24 protein-coding genes are annotated in these 23023 nt (G+C 66.8%); 17 read left to right on the top strand and 7 right to left on the bottom strand.

Annotated features, from left to right (window positions below; genetic code table 11):
- Positions 1-854: 854 nt before the first annotated feature.
- Positions 855-1196, top strand: a complete 342-nt coding sequence (locus DAT35_RS43035) for a hypothetical protein (RefSeq protein ID WP_108075141.1) — start codon at positions 855-857, stop codon at positions 1194-1196.
- Positions 1193-2017: a hypothetical protein gene (locus DAT35_RS43030; protein ID WP_108075140.1), complete on the top strand. Its 825-nt coding sequence runs from the start codon at positions 1193-1195 to the stop codon at positions 2015-2017. The genes DAT35_RS43035 and DAT35_RS43030 overlap by 4 nt, the downstream gene beginning before the upstream one ends.
- 113 nt (positions 2018-2130) lie before the next feature.
- Here DAT35_RS43030 and DAT35_RS43025 read toward each other — a convergent pair whose 3' ends face one another.
- Positions 2131-2508 carry a hypothetical protein gene (locus tag DAT35_RS43025; protein ID WP_108075139.1) on the bottom strand — a complete coding sequence of 126 codons (378 nt, stop codon included), beginning with the start codon at positions 2506-2508 and terminating at the stop codon, positions 2131-2133.
- Positions 2509-2610: 102 nt separating this feature from the next.
- Here DAT35_RS43025 and solA point away from each other — a divergent pair, with 102 nt between their 5' ends.
- The 4 genes from solA to DAT35_RS43005 all read left to right on the top strand — a co-directional run bounded on the left by solA (position 2611) and on the right by DAT35_RS43005 (position 6259).
- Entirely contained in the window at positions 2611-3732 is a 1122-nt protein-coding gene (gene solA, locus DAT35_RS43020) for an N-methyl-L-tryptophan oxidase (protein ID WP_108075287.1), read from the top strand.
- A gap of 470 nt (positions 3733-4202) precedes the next feature.
- The gene (locus DAT35_RS43015) at positions 4203-5042 is read left to right on the top strand and encodes a hypothetical protein (protein ID WP_108075138.1); all 840 of its coding nucleotides are present in this window, start codon (positions 4203-4205) and stop codon (positions 5040-5042) included.
- A gap of 41 nt (positions 5043-5083) precedes the next feature.
- A complete protein-coding gene (locus DAT35_RS43010; protein WP_158502120.1) occupies positions 5084-5551 on the top strand; it encodes a lipocalin-like domain-containing protein in 468 nt (155 codons plus the stop codon).
- Between the two features lie 279 nt (positions 5552-5830).
- Positions 5831-6259 carry a hypothetical protein gene (locus DAT35_RS43005; protein WP_108075136.1) on the top strand — a complete coding sequence of 143 codons (429 nt, stop codon included), beginning with the start codon at positions 5831-5833 and terminating at the stop codon, positions 6257-6259.
- 48 nt (positions 6260-6307) lie between these two features.
- On the opposite strand, the gene DAT35_RS43000 is transcribed toward DAT35_RS43005, so the two are convergent.
- Complete coding sequence (locus tag DAT35_RS43000; protein WP_108075135.1) at positions 6308-7177, bottom strand: alpha/beta fold hydrolase; 870 nt, start codon at positions 7175-7177, stop codon at positions 6308-6310.
- Between the two features lie 113 nt (positions 7178-7290).
- Between DAT35_RS43000 and DAT35_RS42995 the strand changes: the two genes are divergently transcribed.
- Complete coding sequence (locus DAT35_RS42995) at positions 7291-7872, top strand: TetR/AcrR family transcriptional regulator (RefSeq protein ID WP_108075134.1); 582 nt, start codon at positions 7291-7293, stop codon at positions 7870-7872.
- Between the two features lie 54 nt (positions 7873-7926).
- Here the strand turns inward: DAT35_RS42995 and DAT35_RS42990 are convergent, their stop codons facing one another.
- On the bottom strand, positions 7927-8109 hold the full coding sequence (locus DAT35_RS42990) for a hypothetical protein (RefSeq protein WP_108075133.1): 183 nt from the start codon (positions 8107-8109) through the stop codon (positions 7927-7929).
- Between the two features lie 218 nt (positions 8110-8327).
- Positions 8328-9119, bottom strand: coding sequence for an SIMPL domain-containing protein (locus tag DAT35_RS42985; protein WP_108075132.1), 792 nt, complete (start codon positions 9117-9119; stop codon positions 8328-8330).
- Between the two features lie 118 nt (positions 9120-9237).
- On the opposite strand from DAT35_RS42985, the gene DAT35_RS42980 reads away from it, so the two are divergent.
- A complete protein-coding gene (locus DAT35_RS42980) occupies positions 9238-9507 on the top strand; it encodes a hypothetical protein (protein ID WP_108075131.1) in 270 nt (89 codons plus the stop codon).
- A 320-nt stretch (positions 9508-9827) separates the two neighbouring features.
- Positions 9828-10184 (top strand): hypothetical protein, encoded by a 357-nt coding sequence (locus DAT35_RS42975; protein WP_108075130.1) that lies wholly within the window; start codon positions 9828-9830, stop codon positions 10182-10184.
- Positions 10185-10273: 89 nt separating this feature from the next.
- Here DAT35_RS42975 and DAT35_RS42970 read toward each other — a convergent pair whose 3' ends face one another.
- From DAT35_RS42970 to DAT35_RS42960, 3 genes are all read right to left on the bottom strand, one after another.
- Positions 10274-10687, bottom strand: coding sequence for an SDR family NAD(P)-dependent oxidoreductase (locus DAT35_RS42970; RefSeq protein WP_255415249.1), 414 nt, complete (start codon positions 10685-10687; stop codon positions 10274-10276).
- Between the two features lie 39 nt (positions 10688-10726).
- Positions 10727-12583 (bottom strand): invertase recombinase-like protein, encoded by a 1857-nt coding sequence (locus DAT35_RS42965; RefSeq protein WP_108075129.1) that lies wholly within the window; start codon positions 12581-12583, stop codon positions 10727-10729.
- Between the two features lie 436 nt (positions 12584-13019).
- A complete protein-coding gene (locus DAT35_RS42960; protein ID WP_108075286.1) occupies positions 13020-13739 on the bottom strand; it encodes a sulfite exporter TauE/SafE family protein in 720 nt (239 codons plus the stop codon).
- Positions 13740-13787: 48 nt separating this feature from the next.
- On the opposite strand from DAT35_RS42960, the gene DAT35_RS42955 reads away from it, so the two are divergent.
- From DAT35_RS42955 to DAT35_RS42920, 8 genes are all read left to right on the top strand, one after another.
- Positions 13788-16202, top strand: a complete 2415-nt coding sequence (locus DAT35_RS42955) for a heavy metal translocating P-type ATPase metal-binding domain-containing protein (RefSeq protein ID WP_108075128.1) — start codon at positions 13788-13790, stop codon at positions 16200-16202.
- The gene (locus tag DAT35_RS42950; protein WP_108075127.1) at positions 16199-16384 is read left to right on the top strand and encodes a cytochrome oxidase; all 186 of its coding nucleotides are present in this window, start codon (positions 16199-16201) and stop codon (positions 16382-16384) included. The genes DAT35_RS42955 and DAT35_RS42950 overlap by 4 nt, the downstream gene beginning before the upstream one ends.
- 17 nt (positions 16385-16401) lie before the next feature.
- Positions 16402-18747: a cytochrome-c oxidase, cbb3-type subunit I gene (gene ccoN / locus DAT35_RS42945; protein ID WP_108075126.1), complete on the top strand. Its 2346-nt coding sequence runs from the start codon at positions 16402-16404 to the stop codon at positions 18745-18747.
- Positions 18747-18959 carry a CcoQ/FixQ family Cbb3-type cytochrome c oxidase assembly chaperone gene (locus DAT35_RS42940; protein ID WP_108075125.1) on the top strand — a complete coding sequence of 71 codons (213 nt, stop codon included), beginning with the start codon at positions 18747-18749 and terminating at the stop codon, positions 18957-18959. The genes ccoN and DAT35_RS42940 overlap by 1 nt, the downstream gene beginning before the upstream one ends.
- Positions 18946-19503 (top strand): cbb3-type cytochrome c oxidase N-terminal domain-containing protein, encoded by a 558-nt coding sequence (locus DAT35_RS42935; RefSeq protein WP_108075124.1) that lies wholly within the window; start codon positions 18946-18948, stop codon positions 19501-19503. Before DAT35_RS42940 ends, DAT35_RS42935 begins: the two co-directional genes overlap by 14 nt.
- 12 nt (positions 19504-19515) lie before the next feature.
- Positions 19516-20928: a cytochrome c oxidase accessory protein CcoG gene (ccoG, locus tag DAT35_RS42930; protein ID WP_108075123.1), complete on the top strand. Its 1413-nt coding sequence runs from the start codon at positions 19516-19518 to the stop codon at positions 20926-20928.
- 139 nt (positions 20929-21067) lie between these two features.
- Positions 21068-22426 carry an oxygen-independent coproporphyrinogen III oxidase gene (hemN, locus tag DAT35_RS42925; protein ID WP_233262042.1) on the top strand — a complete coding sequence of 453 codons (1359 nt, stop codon included), beginning with the start codon at positions 21068-21070 and terminating at the stop codon, positions 22424-22426.
- 2 nt (positions 22427-22428) lie between these two features.
- Positions 22429-23016 carry a hemerythrin domain-containing protein gene (locus DAT35_RS42920; protein WP_108075121.1) on the top strand — a complete coding sequence of 196 codons (588 nt, stop codon included), beginning with the start codon at positions 22429-22431 and terminating at the stop codon, positions 23014-23016.
- Positions 23017-23023: the final 7 nt, after the last annotated feature.

The following is a 23023-nucleotide window of genomic DNA, read 5'->3' as shown; positions in this document are numbered from 1 at the left end:
GCTCCTTCTTCGGCTCCGCCCTCGCCGGTGCCTCTGGCAGAGGGCTCGCCCCTTGTGGCTTCGGCGCCGCTCCCTCTTGAGGGAACGGCGGCCTGCTCGTCAAATTGATGAACGACACGAGGGGCAGCCCCCTCTTCGACCGCAATAGCTCCGGGGGAGGCGCGGACCATGTGCCACCTCCCCCTGACCTATTCACCGGCAGCGCTCATCTCAAACACCATACCGACGAAGCACCACCATGATTCATGTCTGAATTAAAACGACACGCTGTTACCAGGCCGCAAACATCTTTATGCACTTTTTATCCGCATCAACCTTCGGCTCGAAGTTGCCAAAGTTATCGTTCGCCGTACAACTGCACGCCCTGAAGGAGTTGGCGACGTAGCTGCAACCACTTGGTTGGCTACAATCCTGAATGATCACCCCTGAGCCGGTGCAAACCCATCCGCATCCTCCGGTCATATTATTGCAGATGCACGTCGCGGAGCATGTCGCTGTTAGGCTAAAGGCATGCTTGGTTTGGAGTTCCATCTCCTCCTCGGGAAGGCTCACACCACAACCCGCCAGCACGGAAGACACAAATAGCGTCAAGGCAAACTTCTTCATCTCTCACTCCAGAGCGGTTTTACCATGAAAAAAATAGGGGAAATCTTGACGTCTACATCAAAAAAGATCAATGAAAAAACGATCTTCGGGACACCCATCCCTCTTATTACGCCGCTCTTAACCTTGGCGCTTATGACCACGCGGCGTGCGCTTGGTGCGGACTCGCGCGCGACCCGGATGGAGTGCGTCCGGCCCCCGTCTGAGACAGCCGCGGGGGCCATGGCTTCCCTGGTCCTGGCTGGAGCCCTATGCTTTCCTTCTCCAAGATGAAAAGCCCGACTCCGTTCTCCCGTGCGTGGCGCACCGCCGTGCTGCTCTCCGTTCTCTCGTTCGTCCCGGCGGCCTCTGCCCAGAGCTCGATTCCGCCGGAGAAGATCGTCGGCTGGTACGGCTTCGAATCGACGGCCGATCATGAAGTGAAGTGCCGGAAGATGACCCGGGCCGACGCGAAGACCTTCAAGGAGTGCCAGAGCAGCGACAGCGGGGTCTTCGAGTGCAGTGTCGACGAGCAGAAGTCCTTCTTGGTCTACAAGAAGAAGGACTGCGATCAGGCGCTGAAGGCCTGGAGCTCGGATGAGTTCCAGGGATGAGCAGCGTCCGTGCTGAATTCGAGGCCTGGCGGCAACGCAGGCTGGCCGAGCTGACGGAGGAGCGGAACGCGCTCACCGGCCAGCGCGAGCACCTCGATGCGAGGAAACGTGCCGCCATCCCCACCGGGTCTGCTGGCGAGGAGGTAGCTCGGGCGCTGGAAGAATTCCTCCAGCGGAACCGGTGCGCGGAAGGCACGCTGGAGATGACTCGCATCGCGACGGGGGAGACCGAGCAGTTCGACTCGATCGTGTATGGCACGGGGGTTGATGGCCAGCCCGAGAGCTTCTTCCAGTTCCGGTTCGAGCCGTTCGCCACCCTCGCCGAGAAGCTCCTCCAGCAGCACCCGGGAAACGGCGTGCTCACCGTCCGCGTGGACTTGAGCGCGCGGAGCTCCTCGGTGACCCTGATGGGAGCCGCCGAGGTCAAGAGCCTGCGGGAGCTGGAGAAGCTGGAGGGGGCCGTGAGGCAGGTGGACTCGCGGCTGGCTTGGTTTCGTGACGTGGCGCCGAGCGACGAGCCCTTCGGTCCCGAGCTGGCCTGGAGCGTGGTGCGGAGGTTGAAGACGGGGGCGTCGCTCGGCTTCAGCCACCGCGACTACTGCGGCATGGGCCTGTACAAGGACGCGGATGGGAGCTTCGTCTACGCCTCGCTGTGGGACGGGTTCGGCGGCAACGAGGTGCGGCGATTCAAGGACGAAGAACACCTCGCGCGGTGGCTCGCCCAGCAGAGCGACCTCTCGCTCTCCAATTATGGCGATGACTTCGCCTTCCTGAACCAGACCCTCAATCGCAAGCGCCTGGAGGAGTTCGTCACCACCTGATGCGGACTCGGCTGTCCGCCACGCGACATGCCTTCCATGTCATGCGCGAGGCCAGCCAGGGCGCGCCCGGCTGGGCAAGGGCGGGCCCTGGGGCGGCCAGACCCGCCATGCGCTCAGCGGCGGGGTGGGGGGAAGACGATGGGCTCCAGCTGGTACACCTTGTAGTGGTCGAGCATGGGAGGCGGCTCTCCGGGCTGGAGTGGGGGCAGCTCGAGGGAGTGACGTCCGGGGTTCTCCGGGTCGTACCGCAAGCGCACGTCCTGGGCCCCCGCGAGCGCCTGGATGGCCTGGTCCTGCTGCCGCACCCCCGACAGGTGGGCCCGGCGCTCCGCTCGCGAGCGGCCGGGTGAATGGTCACTCGGGGTCATCCGCGAGAACGCATGCGTGAGCTTCACCGCGAATACGAACCGGGTCGAGTCCACCTCGAATCCATAGGAGATGTACGCGCCGTCTCCTGTCCCCACGACCTGACCGAACCGTGAAAGGCCCATGGCCCCTGCCGCGCCCCTGCTGGGAGGGCGGTCTGGTATCCAGGGCAACACGAACCCACGGAGAGCTGCCTGTGCACGGCGGATTGCGGTTAGATGGCCGGCATGGCACGCATCGCGATCCTGGGAGCGGGAGGAGTGGGCAGCGCGACGGCCCGGTTCCTCGCCTACGAGGGACACTCCGTCACCGTCGTGGATCAGTTCTCGCCTGACCATGATCAGGGCAGCTCGTATGGCTCCTCGCGAATCATCCGCAAGACGTACACGGATGGTCTCTACACGTCGTTGATGGGCGAGGCCTATCCGCTCTGGGACGCGCTGGAGCGCGAGGCGGATGAGTCGCTCTTCGTGCGCACGGGGGGCCTGTTCTTCGGTCCCAGCGAGCATCCGGAGATGGCCGCCATCCGCCGGGCGCTCGGAGACCACCGGGTGCCATTCGAGGAGCTGGATCCCACCGCCTGTGCTCGGAGATTCCCCGGGTTCCGACTGCGGGCCGGGGAGTCGGGGGTGTTCGAGCCCGAGGCGGGTTTCCTCCGGGCCTCCGCGTGTGTGCGCGCCCAACTCCGCCTCGCGTTGGCGCACGGTGCCCAGGTGCGCGCGGGAGCGAGGGTGGAGGCCCTCGAGCCCCGGGCGCGAGGCATCGCCCTCGTTCTCGCGGGAGGTGAGGTGCTCGAGTTCGACCGGGTGGTGGTCTGCGCGGGGCCTTGGACCGCCCGGCTGCTGGCGGGGCACGTCTCCCTGCCGTTCACGGTGACGCGGCAGGTGTACTGTCACTTCGAGCCCTTGGCGCCACTCGCGGAGTTCAGCGTTGAGCGCTTTCCTGTGTGGATCGACTTCGGCACGTATTTCTATGGCTTTCCCTACGACGGGCAGCAGCCCGGTGTGAAGGTGGCGCTGCATCAGCCGGGCCTGCCCACGGAGCCCCACCGGGTAGACCGGGAGGTGCACGAGTCGGATCGCGAGCCGCTGCGCCAGGCTTGCGCGGAGCACCTGCCTGGCTTGTCGCCTCGCGTGGTGTTCGAGAAGGTGTGTCTCTACACGATGACGCCGGACGAGGACTTCGTGGTGGACCGGCTGCCGGGAGAGCCCCGGGTGACAGTGGTTGGTGGCTTGAGCGGGCACGGGTTCAAGTTCACCGTCCTGCTCGGCCGCCTCGCTGCGTGGATGGCCACGGACCACCCTATCCCCTGGGAGCTGTCACGCTTCGCACTGGCTCGCTTCGCGTGAGTCCCACGCTCCAACACCCGGCGTCGTCACCGCACCGCGAGCGCGGAGGCAGGGCATCCGTCGTGGACAGGTAGGAGCCGCGCTCGTTCATCCGCGCGTGGCCCGCCTCATGCGTCAGCAAATCAAGCCCACTTGTCGGAGTACCCCACCGTGGAGGGTGGGGCAGAGGGGTGACTCCCCAGGTGGTTCTTCAGAGGGGAGGCGAGTTCTGGTTGAAGGTGGAGAGTGAGCACCACCTCGACGAAGACGCCGGAGCACTCCGCCCTGTTGGAAGTTGCCGCGAGCGAGAAGCCGGAGCGGGAGGACGAGCAGATTGCTCTCTGGCGTGCGCGGTACACAACCTCAAGATGCCGCCCGGCGAGCCAGCGGAGACGGGCTCCTGGGGTCAGTTTCTGAGTTCCTCCTGGTGAACACTCATCCCCACCGCAACAGAAACAGTTGCCACGCACTGGAACACAAGAGTGAATTCGATGGAAAGCCTTTTCGAGCTGATCGGAGAATCCGCGCCCTATGTTGAGGTGTATGATGTTGCCGTCGACAATGGTGTTGTACACAGCAAGTTCAGGCCGGAGCAGCAGCGCTACGCCGAGACGACATTGATGAGCTGCTCCGAGGGGTTGCGCACCATGGCAGTCCATGGCGTGCTGGCCTGCGCCGCAGCCAATCCGATCAAGTCCAAGCACTACTACCTTGCCACCAAGGCAGACATTCAGGTGTTTCCGGTCCAGGCCACCACCGCGAACTTCTTCCGCTGCGTGGGGCGCGTGGACCGGATCGAGCGGTCAAAGCGGTTTCCCCTCTATACGGTGACCGTGACATGTTTCACGGATGGGGGTGAGCGCTACGCAGTTACAGAGGTGGAGTGCGCTGGCCTCAACGAAGAGGAGTTCGTGAAGCTCAAGGGGGCCGACGCGGCACCGGCGGTTGCTCTGGTTCCCGGTCAGCACAGCCCGTACTTGGAGCCCGTGCGGCCGATGCGGATAGAATGGATGAAACCCGGTGAGGCGCTGCGCACCACCCTGGACGGGTTCCGCCGCGAGGACTTCGCCGGCCACTTCGCCATCCGGGCGATGTGTCCTGTGTCGATCCTTGGTGGGAACGCGTGTTCTCTTCTGCGCCACTTCCCCGGGTTCGACGCCTATCAGATAACCAAGTGTGTTCTCACCTGCAATCGCGCATCGCTTCCGGGGGAGTCGCTGCATCTGAGCTGTGTACGGGAACGGGCCGACCATTTCATGGTCACAGCCCACAATAGCGAGGGCAAACTCCTGGCCACATTTCACATGGATGCGCGAGCACACCGGCTCTGATGCATGGTCACGCAACAATCCCCCCTGCAAGAGAAGAATCCATGCTCAAGGACAGACTCGTTGGCACCTGGCAGCTCATATCCGTGGAGGGCCTCCTGCCTGATGGCAGCCGGAACTACCCCTACGGGCAGAATCCCCTGGGGATTCTGATGTATGACCGCCACGGGAACATGGCGGTGCAACTCATGGGCCGGGACCGCGCCCCCTTCAAATCCGCAGACTTGAAGGGGGGCACAGCGCAGGAGGCGAAGGGCGCGCTGGACGGGGCCGCCGTGTACTTCGGCACCTACGAGACCGACGAGCAGACGGAGACGGTCTGCCATCACATCAAGGGCAGCGTCTTCCCGAACTGGATAGGAACCGTGCAGAGAAGGAAGGCAACCGTGGAAGGGAGCCGGCTGGTTTTGAGCACCCAACCCCTGCTGATGGGGGGAAGCGAATCCGTGGTCGTACTGGAATGGCACCGGGTGGCCCCATCATCTGACCCGTCCGATTGTTCGGGACGATGAGCACGTCTGACCGCGAGATTGCTGGGCTCCTCAGGATGACCCCGGCGGAATTCGAACCCGTCGGACTCCTGGAAGAGGGCAGGGTGCTCAGTGGCAGCTCAGGTGGCCCGTGTTGACGCCCACGGCCTGAGCACCGCCGCAGCGACCAGCGGCACCGTTCGTTTGAGCACGCTCCTCTTGCAGCGGGCCCGCCTCAAGGTGCATCCGCCGTGAAGAGGTGGCATGTCACGATGGGCGGGGCGGTTGGATTGGCCGCCTGGAGAGTAGCGGGAGGGCGAGATGTCGGAACAGCCAACGGAGTTCAACGTGTGGGCCAGGCCCAAGGACGGCTCCCTGGCCAGAGCCGTCCAGTGGACCCGCGAGAAGTGGAAGTTGTCCCTGGCGGACGCCATGAGCCGGGTGCTCCACAGCAGGGAGACCGGTTGGGTGTTGATCCACGAGCGGTGCGGCTGGCTGGATGTGCCTGGGCTCGTGAAGTCGCTGCCAGACTTCGTCGAGCCAGGCTCGGCTGCGGTCACCGAGTACGAGCTGGGTTACTCTCCCGCAGGCTGCAACGCGTATTGCGCCACCCACGGGCTCCATTACCTCCGCGGCAGCCGCTCCTCCGAGACTCCGTGTCCCGTCTGCGCGGGCTGGTATATCGACAGCGTGCAGAACGGGATGGCCATCCGGCTCACGCGGCATGATGGGGACAACGGGGACGCGTGAGGCGTCCCCAAGCAGGTGCGGGTCAGTCCCGGCTCTCCAGCTCCTGGCCTACCGTTCGGCGAGGAACGTTCGGACGCGCGCGGCAATCCGCTCCGGATACTCACCGTTGATGGCGTGGGAGGCCTCGGGCCACACTTCGACCTCCGCCTTCGGTACGAGCCGCGCCCGCCTCGCTGCCTTGGAAGCGTCGTGGATGATGCTCCGCCCCGCAATGAGGACGAGGGTCGGGACGGAGATCGAGCGGAGCTGGGCGTCCGTCGGATATTCGGGGGCAGGGAGCTTGGAGACGTACTCCTTCATGCCGAGCGCGATGAGCTTTCCTTCCGGGGTGTTCTCGGGAGCTTCGGCGCCACCGGCAATCCACTTCAGACACCAATTGCGGAGGCGCTCGGGGACGCCCGGCAGCATGGTCGCGAGCGAGAAGAGGATGACCTTCAATCCGATCGTTGCGAAGGTGTTCGCCGGGTCGAGCGTGATGAGCGTCGCGACCCGCTCAGGTCGACGGATCGCCAGATTCACGGCGCACCAGCCGCCGAAGGAAACGCCGAGCAGGTGCGCCCGGGGCACGCCGAGAACGCCGAGCGCCTCGTCGAGCCACTGAGCCTGGTCCTCCGCGCTGCGGATGGGCCTCGTCTGAACCGACAGCCCAGGCTCCCCCAAGATGTCGAGACAGATGACCGGCCTGAGTGGCATCAGCGTCGCGAGGTTCGTCGCCCACAGCGGCGTGCTCGAGGCCTTCCCAGGCATCAACACGAGGGGGGGCCGGTCGAGCTCGCCAAACTGGTACGCGCGAACTGTCCCGAACGAAGTCTGAACGTCGGCTTCCCGCGTCGGCGCGGGAAGGAGCCGCATGCCCTCGGCGTACGCCGACACGAACCGCGCCTGTCCGACCTCGCTCCTGAAACCACCGACCGTCATTCTTCGCCTCGTCGCTTCGAAATCGCGATACGATCGTATCGCGCTGATAGCATCAAAGCAATACGATCGTATCGGCGGACGCATCGTGCGGCCCGGAGTGCAGGAGGAGCAGCGTGACGACCAGAGCGAACGAATCCGAGACGAGGCAGGACGACCTCGGCCTCGCGGTGCTCCGCCTGATAGCGACCCATGGGATGGACGCGGTCAGCTACGGCGCGGTCGCGGCGGAGGCGGGGGTCTCGAAAGGCCTGGTGCAGCACTTCTTTCCGTCAAGGAACGCGCTCGTCCAGCACGCGATCCGGCTCCTCGCGCGGCGTGTTGGACGGCGCGTCGAGGCGGCGCTGAGGCAGGCGCCCTCGAGCGCGAAGTCCCCCTCGCTCGTCCACACGCTGCTCGCGCTGCTACCGACCGATGACGATGCGCGTCTCGATGCGACGGCCGGGAGGGCGCTGTTCGCGCACGCGCTCGTCGACCACAGTGTAAACGAGACGTATCGACAGGGACGGCGGGCCTCGTTCACGCTCGTTCGCACGCTGCTCGCGGAGTTCAGACCCCAGGGCTCCGACCGCTGGCTCGACGAGACCACCCGGGATCTCCTCGGCACCCTCGAGCAGGTGGGAGATGACCTGCTCCTCGGGGAGCTGAAGGTGCCGCAGGCGCAGGCGCTCATCCGGCAACGGGTCGAGAGCCTCTAAGTTCGAGTTTCACACTTTTTAGCGGCGTTCAAGCCGCTGAAGAGGGCAGGGCGCTCAATGGCAGCTCGGGTGGCCCGCGCTGACGCCCACGGCCCGGTAGATGAGCACCGCCGCGGCGACCAGCGGCACCGCTCGTTTGAGCACGAACGCGGCCATGCGCGGTTGCCGCTGCCATAAGCCCGTCTGGAGTTGGGCTCCCAGCAGTGCGGGGAGCCCTCCCAGGGCAAAGGCTCCCATCAACAGCACTCCTCCTCCAAAGGAGCCATTGGCCAGCTCCCGGCAGGTGTGAGCCTGGCCCCGGCGCAAGAGTCAACCCAGGCCGCGTGGTGTTGAGGCTTACGCCACCACAGAGCCAACAGGCCCAATCCCCTACCGCTACGTGGATCCGCCTCGCTAGGGCTTGAAACAGAGACCTTGGAGGGCTCACTGCCTCCAGGGCGCGCCCCTCGCTGTTCCTACCGGCCCTGCCCGGACTCGATGGCGTAGATGAGCGTCACCCGCGCCGTCACCGTCTGCTCCTCCGGCTGGATGGGGGTCGTCACGTCCGCCGCGCTCGCGCGGGCCAACTCGAAGCGCGCCGCCACCGGAATGGGACGCTGCGGCTCCGTCACCGTGCTCGCGTCCAGCACCGGCCCCAGCTTCACGCCCAGCGCCGACGCCAGCACCTGCGCCGATTGCCTCGCCCGCTCCACCGCGTTGCGCAGCGCATCGCCCTGCACGGTCTCCGGCTTGCTCAACCCGAAGCGCACCGAGTCCACCCGGTTCGCCCCCGCCCCCAACGCCGTGTCCAGCAGGGTCCCCACCCGCGCCAGCTCGCGCACGTGCACCTCCACCTGGTTGCTCACCCGGTAGCCCTTCAGCTTCGGCGCCACGTCCGGCCTCGGCTGCGGCTCGTACTCGGGGAACACCGTGAAGTTGCGCGTCTCGATTTCCTTGCGCGGAATCCCCGCCTGCATCAGCGCGGCGACGACCTTGTCCATCTTCCGCGCGTTCTCCTCCGACGCCGCCTTCGCCGTGGGCGCCAGCGTCTCCATCGCCAGGTCGATGAAGGCCTCGTCCGGCGCGACCTTCACCTCGCCCGTGCCCTCCACTCGGATGGTCCGCTCCAGGGGATTCACCTGCGGCGCGGGCGCGGGGACGGGCGGCGGTGGAACCCGGGTCTGGGTCTGGGTCTGGGCATGGGCCATGGAGGCCAGGGTGCCGCCCATCAACAGGGCGAGCAGGGGGACTGTACGCACGACCGGCATCGATCAAGCTCCTCTTGCAGCGGGCCCCGCCTCAAGGTGCATCCGCCGTGAAGAGGTGGCATGTCACGATGGGCGGGGCGGTTGGATTGGCCGCCTGGAGAGTAGCGAGGAGGGCGAGATGTCGGAACAGCCAACGGAGTTCAATGTGTGGGCCCGGCCCAAGGACGGCTCCCTGGCCAGGGCCGTCCAGTGGACCCGCGAGAAGTGGAAGTTGTCCCTGGCGGACGCCATGAGCCGGGTGCTCCACAGCAGGGAGACCGGTTGGGTGTTGATCCACGAGCGGTGCGGCTGGCTGGATGTGCCTGGGCTCGTGAAGTCGCTGCCAGACTTCGTCGAGCCGGGGACGCGTGAGGCGTCCCCCAAGCAGGTGCGGAGGAGGCGAACGTAGCGAGCCCCCAAGCAGGCGCGGAGAAGGCGAGCGTGGCGACCCAGGCAGCGGTCAGCAAGGAGCCGATGAAGGAGAAGACGCCGCGAGGAGACTTTCGCCGAGTTGCTCAGGAGGACGTTCGACATCGACGTCTTCTCCTACCCGAGGTGCGGAGGAAGGCGGCGGGTGCTGGCGTAGCTCAGGACGCGCCTCTGAGGATCGCCTGTCCACCGCTCTACCCACCAGGCAGCCATGACCTGAAGCCCTTTTGGACGAGGACGCGGCCGACGCGGCTCCCCATGTTGCCCAGCAGTTCATCAACCACACCGGGAGGAATTCACATGAGGAAGCTTCTCGTCGCGCTCGTCGTCACCCTGGGCTCCGTTGCCATGGCCGAGCAGCCACCGGCCCCATCGACTTCCCCCTCCACAGGCACGGAGGCCCCCCAGGCTCAGACAACCTACAATGCCGCCGGCACGGTCAAGAGCGCGAACGACAACTCCGTGACCATCTCGCGTCCGAACCGGAAGGACTCGAGCTTAGAGGTACGTCAGGACACGGTCGTGATGCTGGATGGCAAGAAGGTGGAGGCGAGCGCCCTCCCCGAGGGCTCGCAGGTTCGCGCCCGCTTCCAGCGCGAGGGACAGACGCTCATCGCCGTGGAACTCGACGCCACCAGTCCTGGCAGCGGCAAGTAGTGGGGGCAGGCTCACTCCAGCCTCGTTACTTTCGGGTTACCCAGGGCGGTCTCGTATCTCCGTACGATCCTCATCATCGACGAGCGCGGTCACGTCGCCTGAGCCAGAGCCACCGCGTCCGGACCGGCTGGGAAGCGGAGCTTCCCCGTCGAGTCGTTCGCGGCACGCCACACCCCTTCTGCCACGTCGGACTCCTTTGTCACCGCGGTCAGTTGCCTGAGTGAAGCGAAGATTCGCTCCGCCAGCTTCACCCGCACCTGGAAGGCCTCGAGCTCGAACGCGAGCGACGCGGTGAACCCTTCGATGGCCGTCTTGCTCGCGGTGTACACGGCCACCAGCGGCATGGGCGCCAGCGCCGCGCTCGTGGTCACGTTCACGATCACTCCCGACTTGCGCGCGCGGAACTGGGGGAGCACGGCCTGCGTCATCGCCATCACGCCGAAGGTGTTGGTCTCGAACACCTCGCGCACCGTGGCCATCGGAGTGACTTCGAAGGCGCCCAGGAGGAGGGCCTGGCGGGTCCAGGCCCTGAACTCCTTGCCCTAGTCCTTCGTGCAGACGACGTCGTCGACCTGGAGATGGTCGCGGTCGGCCACGCTGCGGCTCGGATAGAAGAACAGGCGCCAGTCGCGCACGTTGCCGGTGAAGCGGAAGAACACCGTCTGCCACTCGTTGCTGTCGACGGCGAGGAACTCCGTCTGAGGGCTCCAGCCGCCGCTCGAGTAGCTGCGATGGCGAATGGTGCCATGGCCGCGCACCCGATACGAACAGGAGTAGTTGCCGCTCGCTACGTTGAACTTCTCGAGGGAGAAGCGCTCGGCGGCCTGGATGGGGACGACGAATTGCAACGCCGCCGAGCCGCCGTGCACGGCGGTCGTGTAGAGCGCGAGGCGCGAGGGCTTGATCTCGGTGCCCGGGTCCGTGAGGCCGTTGTCGAGGCCGTACCAGGAATCAGGGACGAACTGGTTCCCGTAGTAGGGGATGTAACGGGTGCTCCAGTTCTCGAATCCACCATTGCGGATGATGTTCGCAGGGTGGCTGGCGGCAACGCACCGCCGGGTTGCCGCGTCGCAGGCTGGCAGCTCACCGTGGCAGTCATAGGTCGTGAAGCAGGCTCCTTCGGCCAGCTCGCACAGGCCGGTCGTGGGATTGCAGCTCATCGCGGGGTGGCTGCACGTGACACCAGCACAAGGGTCGCCTTCGACGCAGAGATGCGTGGCGGTATCGCAGACCGGCGTCTCCGGAGTCCCCGCGCAATCCGCGTGGCGGACGCAGCGATTCTCAGCCACCACACACGTATGGGTCTCATCGCAGGCCTGCCACTCGCTGCAGTCCGCGGCGTCGTAGCAGCGGCCGGAGAGCGGCTCGCAGGTCGCGGTGGCATTCACACAACGCTCCCAGACTTCGCAGCGGACCGAGTCACACGGCTCGGGGGCCCGCATGCAGCGCACGTCATCGATGAGCAGGTGCTCGCCGCTGGTATTCCGGACGCTGAAGATGAGCTCGAAGGTGTCGAAGACGTCGTTGGCGAGGTTGAAGTTGTACGTCAACCGAGTCCACGTCTGAGTATTGAGGGTGGTGTAGGCCGAGTAGGTGGAGTAGTCGTTGGAGAAGAAGGCGTTTCGAATATCGCCGCTGCCCAGAGCCTGGAAGGTGCAGGAGTAGCGGCCGGCGGGCATCGACTTCGCCTGGGTGCTGAAGCGCTTGTGCGTGCCCGATGGATTGGACAGGCGGACCGCGTTCACGCCTTCGAAGGCACGCGCCGTCTCCTTCTGTACCCCGTCGCTGGCGATGTTCGACGTGCTCCCGAACCACCGCGCCGGAAGCGCACCGGGCCATTCCTCGAAGCCCCAGTTGTCGATGACGTTCACCTGGGAAGGTTCGCCGGCGTCCGGCGTCTCGGAGCCCCCGTCTGACGTCCCAGCATCTCGTGTCTCGGGGCCCGCGTCCGGAGTTGCATTGCCTGCATCCGGTGTCTCGGGGCCCGCGTCTGGCGGCATCTCGGGGCCCGCGTCCGGAGTTGCATTGCCTGCATCCGGTGTCTCGGGACCCGCGTCTGGCGGCATCTCGGGGCCCGCGTCCGGAGTTTCATCGCCTGCATCCGGCGTCTCGGGGCCTGCGTCTGGCGGCATCTCGGAGCCCGCGTCCGGAATTTCATTGCCTGCATCCGGCGTCTCGGGGCCTGCATCTGGCGGCATCTCGGAGCCCGCGTCCGGAATTTCATTGCCTGCATCCGGCGTCTCGGGGCCCGCGTCCGGTGTCTCGTCGCCGGCGTCGCGCGTCGTGGTGCCTGCGTCCGGCGGGGTTTGCCCGGTATCAGGAATCTCCGCTGGATTCGAATCGCCGCAGGAGACCATCAATACCAGCAGCGAAGTCAGACATACACGAAACAACGTCAAAGCGAGCCTCCGGTTACCAAAAGCGTCCTCTCGTACCACACTTCCCGCGCAGGGCCTATGACTCCGGAGCCACGAGAGGTGAGCTCTGTATCTGGTTCACGGCTCGAAAGAATCCACCACTACTGGCGGTGTCGATGGCGAGCCACTGGCTCTCCGCTGCTCCGATGACTTGCAGGAGTCGCACTTCCGCAACCACCTGCTGCCCCGGTTCGGGACGAAGCGGCTGGATGCCCTTGCCGACGAGGACGTGCAGCAGCTCAATGCTGCCCTCCAGGGCCGCAGCGTGAAGACGGTCAACAACTGCCTCTCCACGCTCTCGATGATGTTGAAGATGGCGGTGAAGTGGAAGGTCATTGACTGGATGCCGGTGGAGATAGAACACCCCAAGGCCCGACGGGATTCGAACCCGTTGGGCTCCTGGAAGAGGGCAGGGCGCTCAGTGGCAGCTCGGGTGGCCCGTGTTGACGCCCACGGCCCGGTAGATGAGCACCGCCGCGGCGACCAGCGGCACCGCTCGTTTGAGCACGAACGCGGCCATGCGCGGTTGCCGCTGCCATAAGCCCGTCTGGAGCTGGGCTCCCAGCAGCGCGGGCAGCCCTCCCAGGGCGAAGGCTCCCATCAACAGCACTCCTCCTCCAAAGGAGCCACTGGCCAGCGCCGCCGCGTACACCCCGTAGAGCAGGCCACACGGCAACAGCGGTGTCACCGCACCCATTGCGCCCGCTTTGCTCAAAAGCGAAAACTTTGCGCCCGCCCGGGTGACCGCGCGGGCCAGGTGAGACAGCCCCGGCAGCGGGCGCAGCCGCTTGCCCAACTCCAGCGCCGAGGCCACCAGCGCCGCCGCCATCACCCACGGCAGATACGGCCGTGTCGACACCGCCAGGGCTCGCGTCACGCCTCCGCCCAGCGCTCCCAGCAGCCCGCCCACCAGTGCGTATGCCCCCACGCGCGCACTCTGATAGGCGAGCACCGCGCGCCATCGCTCCGGGCCCTTCACTCCTGGCAATCCAGCGCACGCCAGCGGCCCGCACATGAGGAGGCAGTGCACGCTGCCGGTGACGCCCACCATCAGCGCGCCCGCGGCTCCCGCCACCACCACCGGGGCCGCCGTGAGCTGCGCCCACACGCCTTCGAGATCGGGAAATGCCGGAATCATGCCTCGCTCCATGGCAATGGGCATGCCGTTCGCAAGGGGCCCGGAGCGATGCCGGTCTCCCCGCCAATCGAGCGCCTCGCGGCCTCGTGCCGTCACTGCGGCAGCCCCGTTCCCGAGGGCTCGCCGCTGACGGACTTCTGCTGCGCGGGTTGCGAGGCCGTCCACCGTCTCCTCGTGGACCAGGGGCTCACCCGGTACTACTCGCTGGCCGATGGCAGGGCGGCCCCGGCTCCCGAGCCCAGACGCGATCGCGGCTTCGCGTGGCTGGAGCCGCTCATCATCCGCGCCGAGGCTTCCACCGGCTCCGTCTGCGCGCTCGAGCTGGATGTGCAGGGAATCCACTGCGCCGCATGCGTCTGGTTGATGAACGAGCTGTTCTGCCGCCATCCCGGTGGGGCCTCGCTCACCGTGAATCCGGCGCTCGGCAAGGTGCGGCTCGCCTGGCGCAAGGGAGCTTTCGATGTGGCTGGCTTCCTCCGCTCCGTCGAGGGCTTCGGCTACCTCTTCGGCCCCAGCCGCAAGCACTCCGAGTCCGCCTCGCACGATCTGCCCATCCGGCTTGGCATCTGCGCCGCCATCACGATGAATGTGATGCTCTTCTCGGTGAGCTTCTACGTGGGGCTCACCCCGGCCGATGGTGAGGTCTTCTCCCTCTTCAGCCAGCTCAGTGTGTGGCTCTCCACCGGCGTGGTGCTGGTGGGCGGTTGGCCCTTCTTCCGCTCCGCCTGGCGCGGGCTGCGCAGTGGCGTCCTCCATCTGGATCTCCCCATCGCCCTGGGCATCCTGCTCGTCTTCTCCACCTCGCTGCTGAAGGCGCGCGATGGACGGGGAGACCTCGCCTACTTCGACACGCTCAACACCTTCGTCACCTTGATGCTGGTGGGCCGCTGGTTGCAGCAGCGCGTCCTCGAGCGCAACCGCCGCTTCCTGCTGGAGGATGATGGCGCGGAGGGACTCTTCGCCCGCAGGCAGGAGGGGGACAGGCTCGTCACGGTGCGCGCCGCCGAGCTGCGTTCGGGCGATGTGCTCGTCATCGCCCCGGGTGAGCTGGTGCCCGTGGACGCCGAGTTGCTCGATGCGCGCGCCAGCTTCTCCACGGATTGGGTGACCGGCGAGCCGGACGTGCGCGCGGTGGAGCGGGGGGGCGAGGTGCCCGCCGGTGCCTTCAACGCGGCCCGAGCCGCCGCCCACCTGCGGGCCCGGACGGACTTCCAGGACTCGCCGCTGGTGGCCCTGTTGCGCCAGACCCCCTCGGCCGCCAGCCGGGTGCCCGCCCATGCGCGCTTCTGGAATTCGGTGTCCCGCCGCTGGGTGCTCTCCGTGCTGTTCGTCTCAGTGCTGGGGCTCGTGCTCTGGCTGCCACGGGGACATGACAAGGCGCTCCAGGTGGCCGTGGCCCTCCTCGTGGTGACGTGCCCTTGCGCCATCGGCATCGCCGTGCCGCTCGCCTATGAGCTCACCCAGACGCGCCTGCGCCGGCTCGGCCTCTTCGTGCGCGGTCAGGATCTGCTGGACCGGTTGCCCCGTGTGCGCAAGGTGCTCTTCGACAAGACGGGCACGTTGACGCTCGGACGGCTGGAGTTGGTGGACCGCGAGGCCGTGGAGGCACTCGCGCCAGAGGTGCGAGACGTGGCCTTCGACATGGCCGCGCGCAGCAACCATCCGGTGAGCCGATGTCTCGCCGCGGCTCTCTCTCGTACGGGTGCTCGCTTCTCCTCCGGCGCTCAGGTGACGGAGCATCCCGGACAAGGTCTGGAGTTGCTCCGGGAGGAGGGCACGTGGCGGCTGGGGGCCCCAGTGTGGGCGGCGCCCGGTGCCCGAGGGCTGGAGGGGACCGTCCTCACTCTGAATGGTCAGCCGCTGGCCACCTTCGCCCTGCGCGAGTCCGTGCGCGCCGACGCCCGCCGGGAGATCCAAGCGCTGAGCGAGGCCGGACACGAGGTATGGCTCATCTCAGGCGATGCGCCCGAGCGGGTGCGTGCCATGGCCGAGGCCCTGGCGGTGCCGGTGGAGCACGCGCTCGGGGGCCAGCGGCCCGAGGACAAGGCCGAGGTGGTGGCGCGCATCGACCAGTCGGACACGCTCTATCTGGGTGACGGCGTCAATGACAGCCTCGCTTTCGAGCGCGCCTTCTGCGCGGGCACGCCAGCCATCGACAGGCCGGTGCTGCCGGGCAAGTCGGACTTCTTCCTCATGGGCGAGGGCCTCTCGGCCATCCGCGAGGCGCTGGAGCTCTCCCGCCGGCTGCGCCAGGTGGTGCACCGGTTGCTCGGTCTCGCGCTCGCCTACAACGTGGTGACGGTGTCGGTGAGCCTCGCCGGGCTGATGACGCCCCTGCGCGCGGCCGTGGTCATGCCGCTCAGCTCCCTCTCCCTCATCCTCTTCACCCTCGCGAGCCTCTCCGCCCGCCGCCAGAGCCTGGCCGGTGGCGAGCCGCGAGCGTTGAAGGAGGTGCCCGCATGAATGTCATCGTCTTGCAGGTCTTCGTCAGCCTGATGCTCGTGGCGGGCTCGGTGTTGCTCTACGCCTTCAGCGTGCGGCACCGCGACTACGAGCACTCCGACCGCCTGGCCCTCTTCCCGCTCGAGGAGGACACCGCCCGTCCGACGCCGGCGGAGTCCTCCGAATCCAAGCCGCAACAGTGAATTCCCGAGGTGATCTCGTGCAACAGCAACGCATCATCTACGACGACACCACCACCCGGCGGTTCATCGCCGCCTCGCTGCTGTTCGGCGTGGTGGGCATGCTGGTGGGGTGCATCGTCGCCGCCCAGCTCGCCTGGTGGCAGCTCAACTTCGGCATTCCCTATCTGACCTTCTCCCGCCTGCGCCCGCTGCACACCAACGCGGTCATCTTCGCGTTCGTGGGCAACATGATGTTCGCGGGCGTCTACTATTCCACCCAGCGTCTGTTGAAGACGCGGATGGCGTCCGACCTCCTCTCCAAAATCCATTTCTGGGGGTGGCAGGCCATCATCGTCGCGGCGGCCGTGACGCTGCCGCTCGGCATCACCACCTCCAAGGAGTACGCCGAGCTCGAGTGGCCCATCGACATCGCCATCGCGCTCATCTGGGTGGTGTTCGCCATCAACTTCTTCTGGACGCTGGCGAAGCGCAACGAGAAGAACCTCTACGTCGCCATCTGGTTCTACATCGCCACGATCATCACGGTGGCGGTGCTGCACATCGTCAACAGTCTGGCGTTGCCGCTCAGTCCGCTGAAGAGCTACTCCGTCTACGCCGGCGTGCAGGATGCGCTGGTGCAGTGGTGGTATGGCCACAACGCGGTCGCCTTCTTCCTGACCACGCCCATCCTGGGCATCATGTATTACTTCCTGCCCAAGGCCGCCGAGCGCCCGGTCTACTCGTACCGGCTCTCCATCATCCACTTCTGGGCCCTGGTCTTCATCTACATCTGGGCCGGTCCGCACCACCTGCTCTACACCGCGCTCCCCGACTGGGCGCAGTCATTGGGAATGATCTTCAGCGTCATGCTGTGGGCCCCCTCCTGGGGCGGCATGCTCAATGGCCTGCTCACCCTGCGCGGCGCCTGGCACAAGCTGCGGGAGGATCCCGTCATCAAGTTCCTCATCGCCGGCGTCACCTTCTACGGCATGGCCACCTTCGAGGGCCCACTGCTCTCCATCAAGGCGGTGAGCGCGCTCGGCCACTACACGGATTGGATCATCGGCCACGTGCACGGTGGCGCCCTGGGCTGGAACGGCCTCATGGCGGCCGGCATGTTCTACTGGCTGGTGCCCAGGCTGTACGGCACGAAGCTGTACTCGGTGAAGGCCGCCGACCTGCACTTCTGGACGAGCACGGTGGGCATCCTGCTCTACATCGTCGCGATGTGGGCCTCGGGCATCAATCAGGGCCTCATGTGGCGTGCCACCAACCCGGACGGGACGCTGCTCTATCCGAGCTTCGTGGAGACGCTGATCGCCATCCGGCCCATGTACATCGTCCGCTTCCTCGGCGGCTCGCTCTACCTGCTCGGCTTCTTCCTCATGGTGTGGAACCTCTGGAAGACGGCCCGCTCCGGTCGGGCGGTGGATGGTGAAACCACGGTGGTGGTCGAGGAGAAGGCTCCGGTGTCCGGAGTGGCGGGCAGGCCCGCCTGGGTGGCCGTGGTCACGGGCTGGCCGCTCCTGTTCGCGCTGGCCATCATCGGTGTCAGCATCTTCCTGGGCTGGAGTGGCCCGGTGCGCGCCATCACCCTCATGGGCGCCATCGTGGCCCTGGGCGAGTTCGCGTGGATCATCGCCCGGCGCAAACGCGAGTCCGGTGCGCCCTCCTGGTTCGCCCTCATCGAGGGCCGCCCGCTGGCCTTCACGGTCCTCACCCTGCTCGCCATCCTCATTGGCGGCGTGGCGGAGTTGTTGCCCACCATCCTCATCAAGCAGGCGGTGCCGGCGCACGGCGAGGCGCAGCAGCCGTACTCGCCGCTGGAGCTGCAAGGCAGGGATCTGTACGTGCGCGAGGGCTGCTACGTCTGTCATTCGCAGATGATCCGTCCCTTCCTCGCCGAGTCGCAGCGCTATGGCGAGGTGTCCCGGGCCGAGGAGTTCATCTACGACCATCCGTTCCAGTGGGGCAGCAAGCGCACGGGTCCGGACCTGCACCGCGTGGGTGGCAAGTACCCCCATCTCTGGCACTACACGCACCTGATGGATCCGCGTGCCACCAGCCCCGGTTCCAACATGCCGCCGTATCAATGGCTCGCGGAGAACCGGATCGACGTCAAGCTGGCGCCCAAGAAGCTGGTGTTGATGCAGAAACTCGGCGTGCCCTACACGAACGCCGATGTCGACGGGGCCGAGTCCCGCCAGAAGGCCCAGGCGGAGACCATCACCGCGGACCTCGCCAGTCAGGGCATCCAGGTGGCGTGGGACTCGGAGATGGTGGCCCTCATCTCCTATCTGCAGCGGCTCGGGCGCGGGCCCCAGGACGTCCCGCCGGCTCCGAGCGGTGTCAAGACGGCCTCGACGGCGGGAGGAACTCCCTGATGTGGCGCCAGTTCTACCAGGGAATGGACCTGGTCCATCTCCCGCTCTTCACCCTGCTTCTCTTCTTCGCGGTCTTCCTCGGCGTGACGGCGTGGGTGCTGTTCGTGCGGCGGGGGCAGGACTACGACGCGCTCGCACGGCTGCCGCTGGCTGAACCGGGCGCGGTGATTTCCGACTCCCGCGGCGCGAGGACCGACCATGAGCTCGAGTGACAAGCCGGGTGTTCTCCACGTCTATGACGACATCGAGGAGATGGACAACCACCTGCCCAACTGGTGGCTGTTCCTCCTCTGGACCACCCTCGTCTTTGGTTTTGGCTATTGGTTCTACTACCACGTGAGCGGCATGGGCCCTGGCTCGCTCGAGACGTACAAGGCCGAGAAGGCCGAGGCCGCCGAAGTCGCTCGCAAGGCCGCCGCCAGCAAGCCCGTGTCGGACGAGGCGCTGCTCGCGCTGATGCAGGACCCGGGGGCCGTGGACCAGGGCAAGGCGCAGTTCACGCAGCAGTGCGCCTCCTGTCACGGCCAGAAGGGCGAGGGGCTCATCGGTCCCAACCTCACGGATGGGTTCTGGCTGCACGGCGGCAAGCCCGTGGACATCCACAAGACGGTGTCCGAGGGCGTGGTGGTCAAGGGAATGCCCGCCTGGGGCCCGACGCTGGGCGCCGAGCGCGTGCGCTCCATCGTCGCCTACGTCCTGACGCTCAAGAACACCCATGTGCCCGGCAAGGCCCCCCAGGGCGAGCCGGAGCAGTAGGGGAGGGGACACATGCAACCTCGAGCTCCGGAGCCGGGTACCGGGCACCTCTCTTCCATCCGGCCGGATGGCTCGCGCGTGGCCATCCACCCCTCGGACGTGCGCGGCCGCTTCGTCCACTGGCGGCGCATCGTCTACGCGGTGCTGATCGCCATCTATGTCGTGCTGCCGTTTCTCCGGGTGGGGGGCCACCCCGCCGTCCACCTGGACGTGGCCGCGCGCCGGTTCTACCTCTTCGGGAGCACCTTCAACGCGCAGGACTTCTGGATCGTCCTCTTCCTGCTCACCACCGCTGGCTTCTCCCTGCTCTTCGCCACGGCGTGGCTCGGCCGGGTGTGGTGCGGCTGGGCCTGCCCGCAGACGGTGTTCCTCGAGGGCGTCTACCGGCGGATCGAGAGATGGATTGACGGCCCTCGCGAGCGCCGCCTGCGGATGGCCGCCGGGCCGTGGACGCCGGACCGGGTGCTGCGCGCGGTGGCGAAGCACGGTGCGTTCCTCGCTGTGTCATGGTTGCTGGCGCACGTGGCGCTGGCGCTCTTCATCTCGGTGAAGGACCTGGACACCATGGTGCGCGAGGGGCCCGGTGGGCATGGCGTGCCCTTCGTCTGGGCCATGGCCGTCACGGGCGCGCTGTACTTCAACTTCGCCTGGTTCCGCGAACAGTTGTGCGTGGTGCTCTGTCCCTACGGGCGTCTGCAGTCGGCCATGCAGGACAGGGATTCGCTCATCATTGGCTATGACCTCGGCCGGGGCGAGCCACGTGGCAGGCTGGTGAAGGCGAGGCTGGGCGTTCCGGATGCCCCGCGCCAGGGCGACTGTGTGGACTGCCGCAAGTGTGTCATCGCCTGCCCCACGGGCATCGACATCCGCAATGGCTTGCAGATGGACTGTATCGCCTGCGCGCAGTGTGTGGACGCCTGTGACGAGGTGATGGAGAAGCTGGGACGCCCCAAGGGGCTCGTCCGCTATGACTCGCTCAATGGGTTGGCGGGTCAGCCCCGCAGGGTCCTCCGGCCGCGCCTGCTCCTCTACGGCGGTCTGTTGCTGAGCTCCGCCGTCGCGCTCACGGTGGGTCTGGTGGGCCGTACGCCTTTCGAGGCCAACCTGCTGCGTTTCCAGGGGCTGCCCTACTTCCTGGAGGACACCACGGTGCGCAACCAGTTCGAGCTGCACCTGGTGAACAAGAACCCGGTCGAGTCCACCTTCACGGTCCGTGTGGACAGCCCGGTGCCGGCCTCCGTCGTGGTGGCTCAGCAGGAGGTGAAGCTCGGCTCCCTGGAGAGCTTCCGGCTGCCGCTCTTCGTCACCGTGGCGCGGACGCAGCGCTTCCCCTTCGTCTTCCAGATTGAAGTCACCGACCAGGCGTCCGGGCAGGTGAAGCGGCTGGAGGCCCGATTCCTGGGGCCTCCCACTCTAGGCCGATAGCCGGGCCGATGGAGGTCTGAAGCGCAACACTTGCGTCCGGGCGCAGCCCTTGCGCCCGGAGATGCCCTCGGCACGGGTGCTCCGAGGGCTCGAGGCTGGCACGGTGCTTGGAATGACTGGGATTCCAATGGTCGCGTCCATGGAAATCCCTACTCCTTCCGAAGAGCTGATGCGGCGGTACGACGTCGCCGGCCCGCGTTACACCAGCTACCCCACCGCCCCCGAGTGGAAGCACGACTTCGGCACCGAGCACTATGCCGAGCGGCTCGATGTGGCGGGCCGCGTCGGCCCCGAGGAGCCCCTCTCCCTGTACGTGCACCTGCCGTTCTGCCGCAGCCTGTGCTGGTACTGCGGGTGTAACGTGGTCGTCTCCCAGGACCGGAGCACCGCGGACGTCTACATCGACCGTGTCCTCCAGGAGCTGGAGCAGGTGGTGGTCCGGCTGGGCCCCAGGCGCAAGGTGTCCCAGGTGCACTGGGGCGGCGGCACGCCCACGTTCCTGACCGAGGCGCAGATCGAGCGGCTGTGGAGCGGGCTCACCCGGCATCTCTCCGTGTCTCCAGATGCCGAGGTGGCCATCGAGGTGCACCCGGCCGTCACCTCTCCGGAGCAGCTCTCCCTGCTGCGGCAACTCGGCTTCAACCGTGTCTCCATGGGGTTGCAGGACTTCGACACGAAGGTGCAGCTGGTGACGAACCGCCACCAGCCCTTCGAGCAGACCCAGGCCCTGCTGGAGCATGCGCGCGGGCTCGGCTTCTCCGGGGTGAACTTCGATCTCATCTACGGGTTGCCGTACCAGACTCCGGAGAGCTGGGCGCGCACGCTGCAGCAGGTGCTGGCGCTGCGGCCGGACCGGTTCGCGGTGTACTCGTTCGCCTTCATTCCGGATGTGCTGAAGCACCAGAAGCGCATGCCGGCCGAGGCCCTGCCGGATGCGCACACCAAGCTGGGACTGTTCCGCGCCGCCTGGGCCTCCTTCGTGGAGGCGGGCTACCGGCCCATCGGCATGGACCACTTCGCCGTCCCCGAGGACGAGCTGTCCCGCGCACAGGAGCGGCGCTCGCTGGGGCGGAACTTCCAGGGCTACACGGTGAAGGCCGCGTCGGACGTGGTGGCGCTCGGGGCCACGGGCATCAGTGACGTGGGCGGGGCCTACGCGCAGAACGTCCGCGCCCTGCCGCACTACTACGAGCGCGTGCGCGAGGGCCGCTTCGCCACCGAGCGAGGCATCCAGCTCACCGAGGACGATAGGCGCCGCCGCTCCATCATCACCCAGCTCATGTGCAACTTCTGGGTGGACCTGGGCGAGGACGGCACGCGCGACTTCGCGCTGGAATTGGAGCGGCTGCGGCCGCTGGAAGAGGACGGGTTGGTGCGCCGCGAGGGCAGCCAGCTCGAGGTGACTCCGTTGGGGCGGCTGTTCGTGCGCAACGTGGCGATGGTGTTCGACGCCTACCTGCGCCGGGCCGAGCGGCCCCGCTTCTCCCGGACGGTGTGAGCATGGACGCCATCGACATCCTGGTGAATGAGCATCGCCACATCGAGCGCATCATGGAACTGCTCGAGCATGCTGTGGCGCACGGGCGCGGAGGAGGGAACGTGTTCCCGGTGCTCTTCGAGCGCGTCGCGCACTTCCTGCTCACCTTCGTGGACGGGAGCCATGACGCGAAGGAGGGCGAGGTCTTCCAGGCCATCACCGCACGGGGGATGCCCCTGGGCGAGGGTGTCCTGGCGGGGCTCTCCGCGCAGCACGAGGTGGGGCGTGAGCTGGCCGGGGAGTTGCGCGAGGCAGCGCGAGCGGTGGCTCGGGGTGAGAAGGAGTCCGAGGAACTGTATGCGCTCGCGGAGCGCTATGTGCGGCTGCACCGGGGTCACACGGAGGCGGAGGAGGCGCGCTTCTTCCCGATGGTGCGGCGGCTGCTCCCGGTGGACGTCATGGAGCAGGTGCGAGCACGGTTCGCGCGCATCGAGGCCTCGCACGGCTCGCTGGCTGAGGCGGCGAATGCACTGGAGCTGGCCTTCCCTCTGTCGTCCACCGCCATGCGCCGCGCGGGCGGCCCACGTCCTCTCCCGTGGGCCGGAAAGTGAGCGCCGG

It is taken from the genome of Vitiosangium sp. GDMCC 1.1324, from assembly GCF_003044305.1.
In the GTDB taxonomy this organism is placed as follows: Bacteria; Myxococcota; Myxococcia; order Myxococcales; family Myxococcaceae; genus Archangium.
The sequence above is the reverse complement of the archived record's forward strand: the minus strand, read 5'-3'. Positions and strand labels throughout refer to the sequence as shown.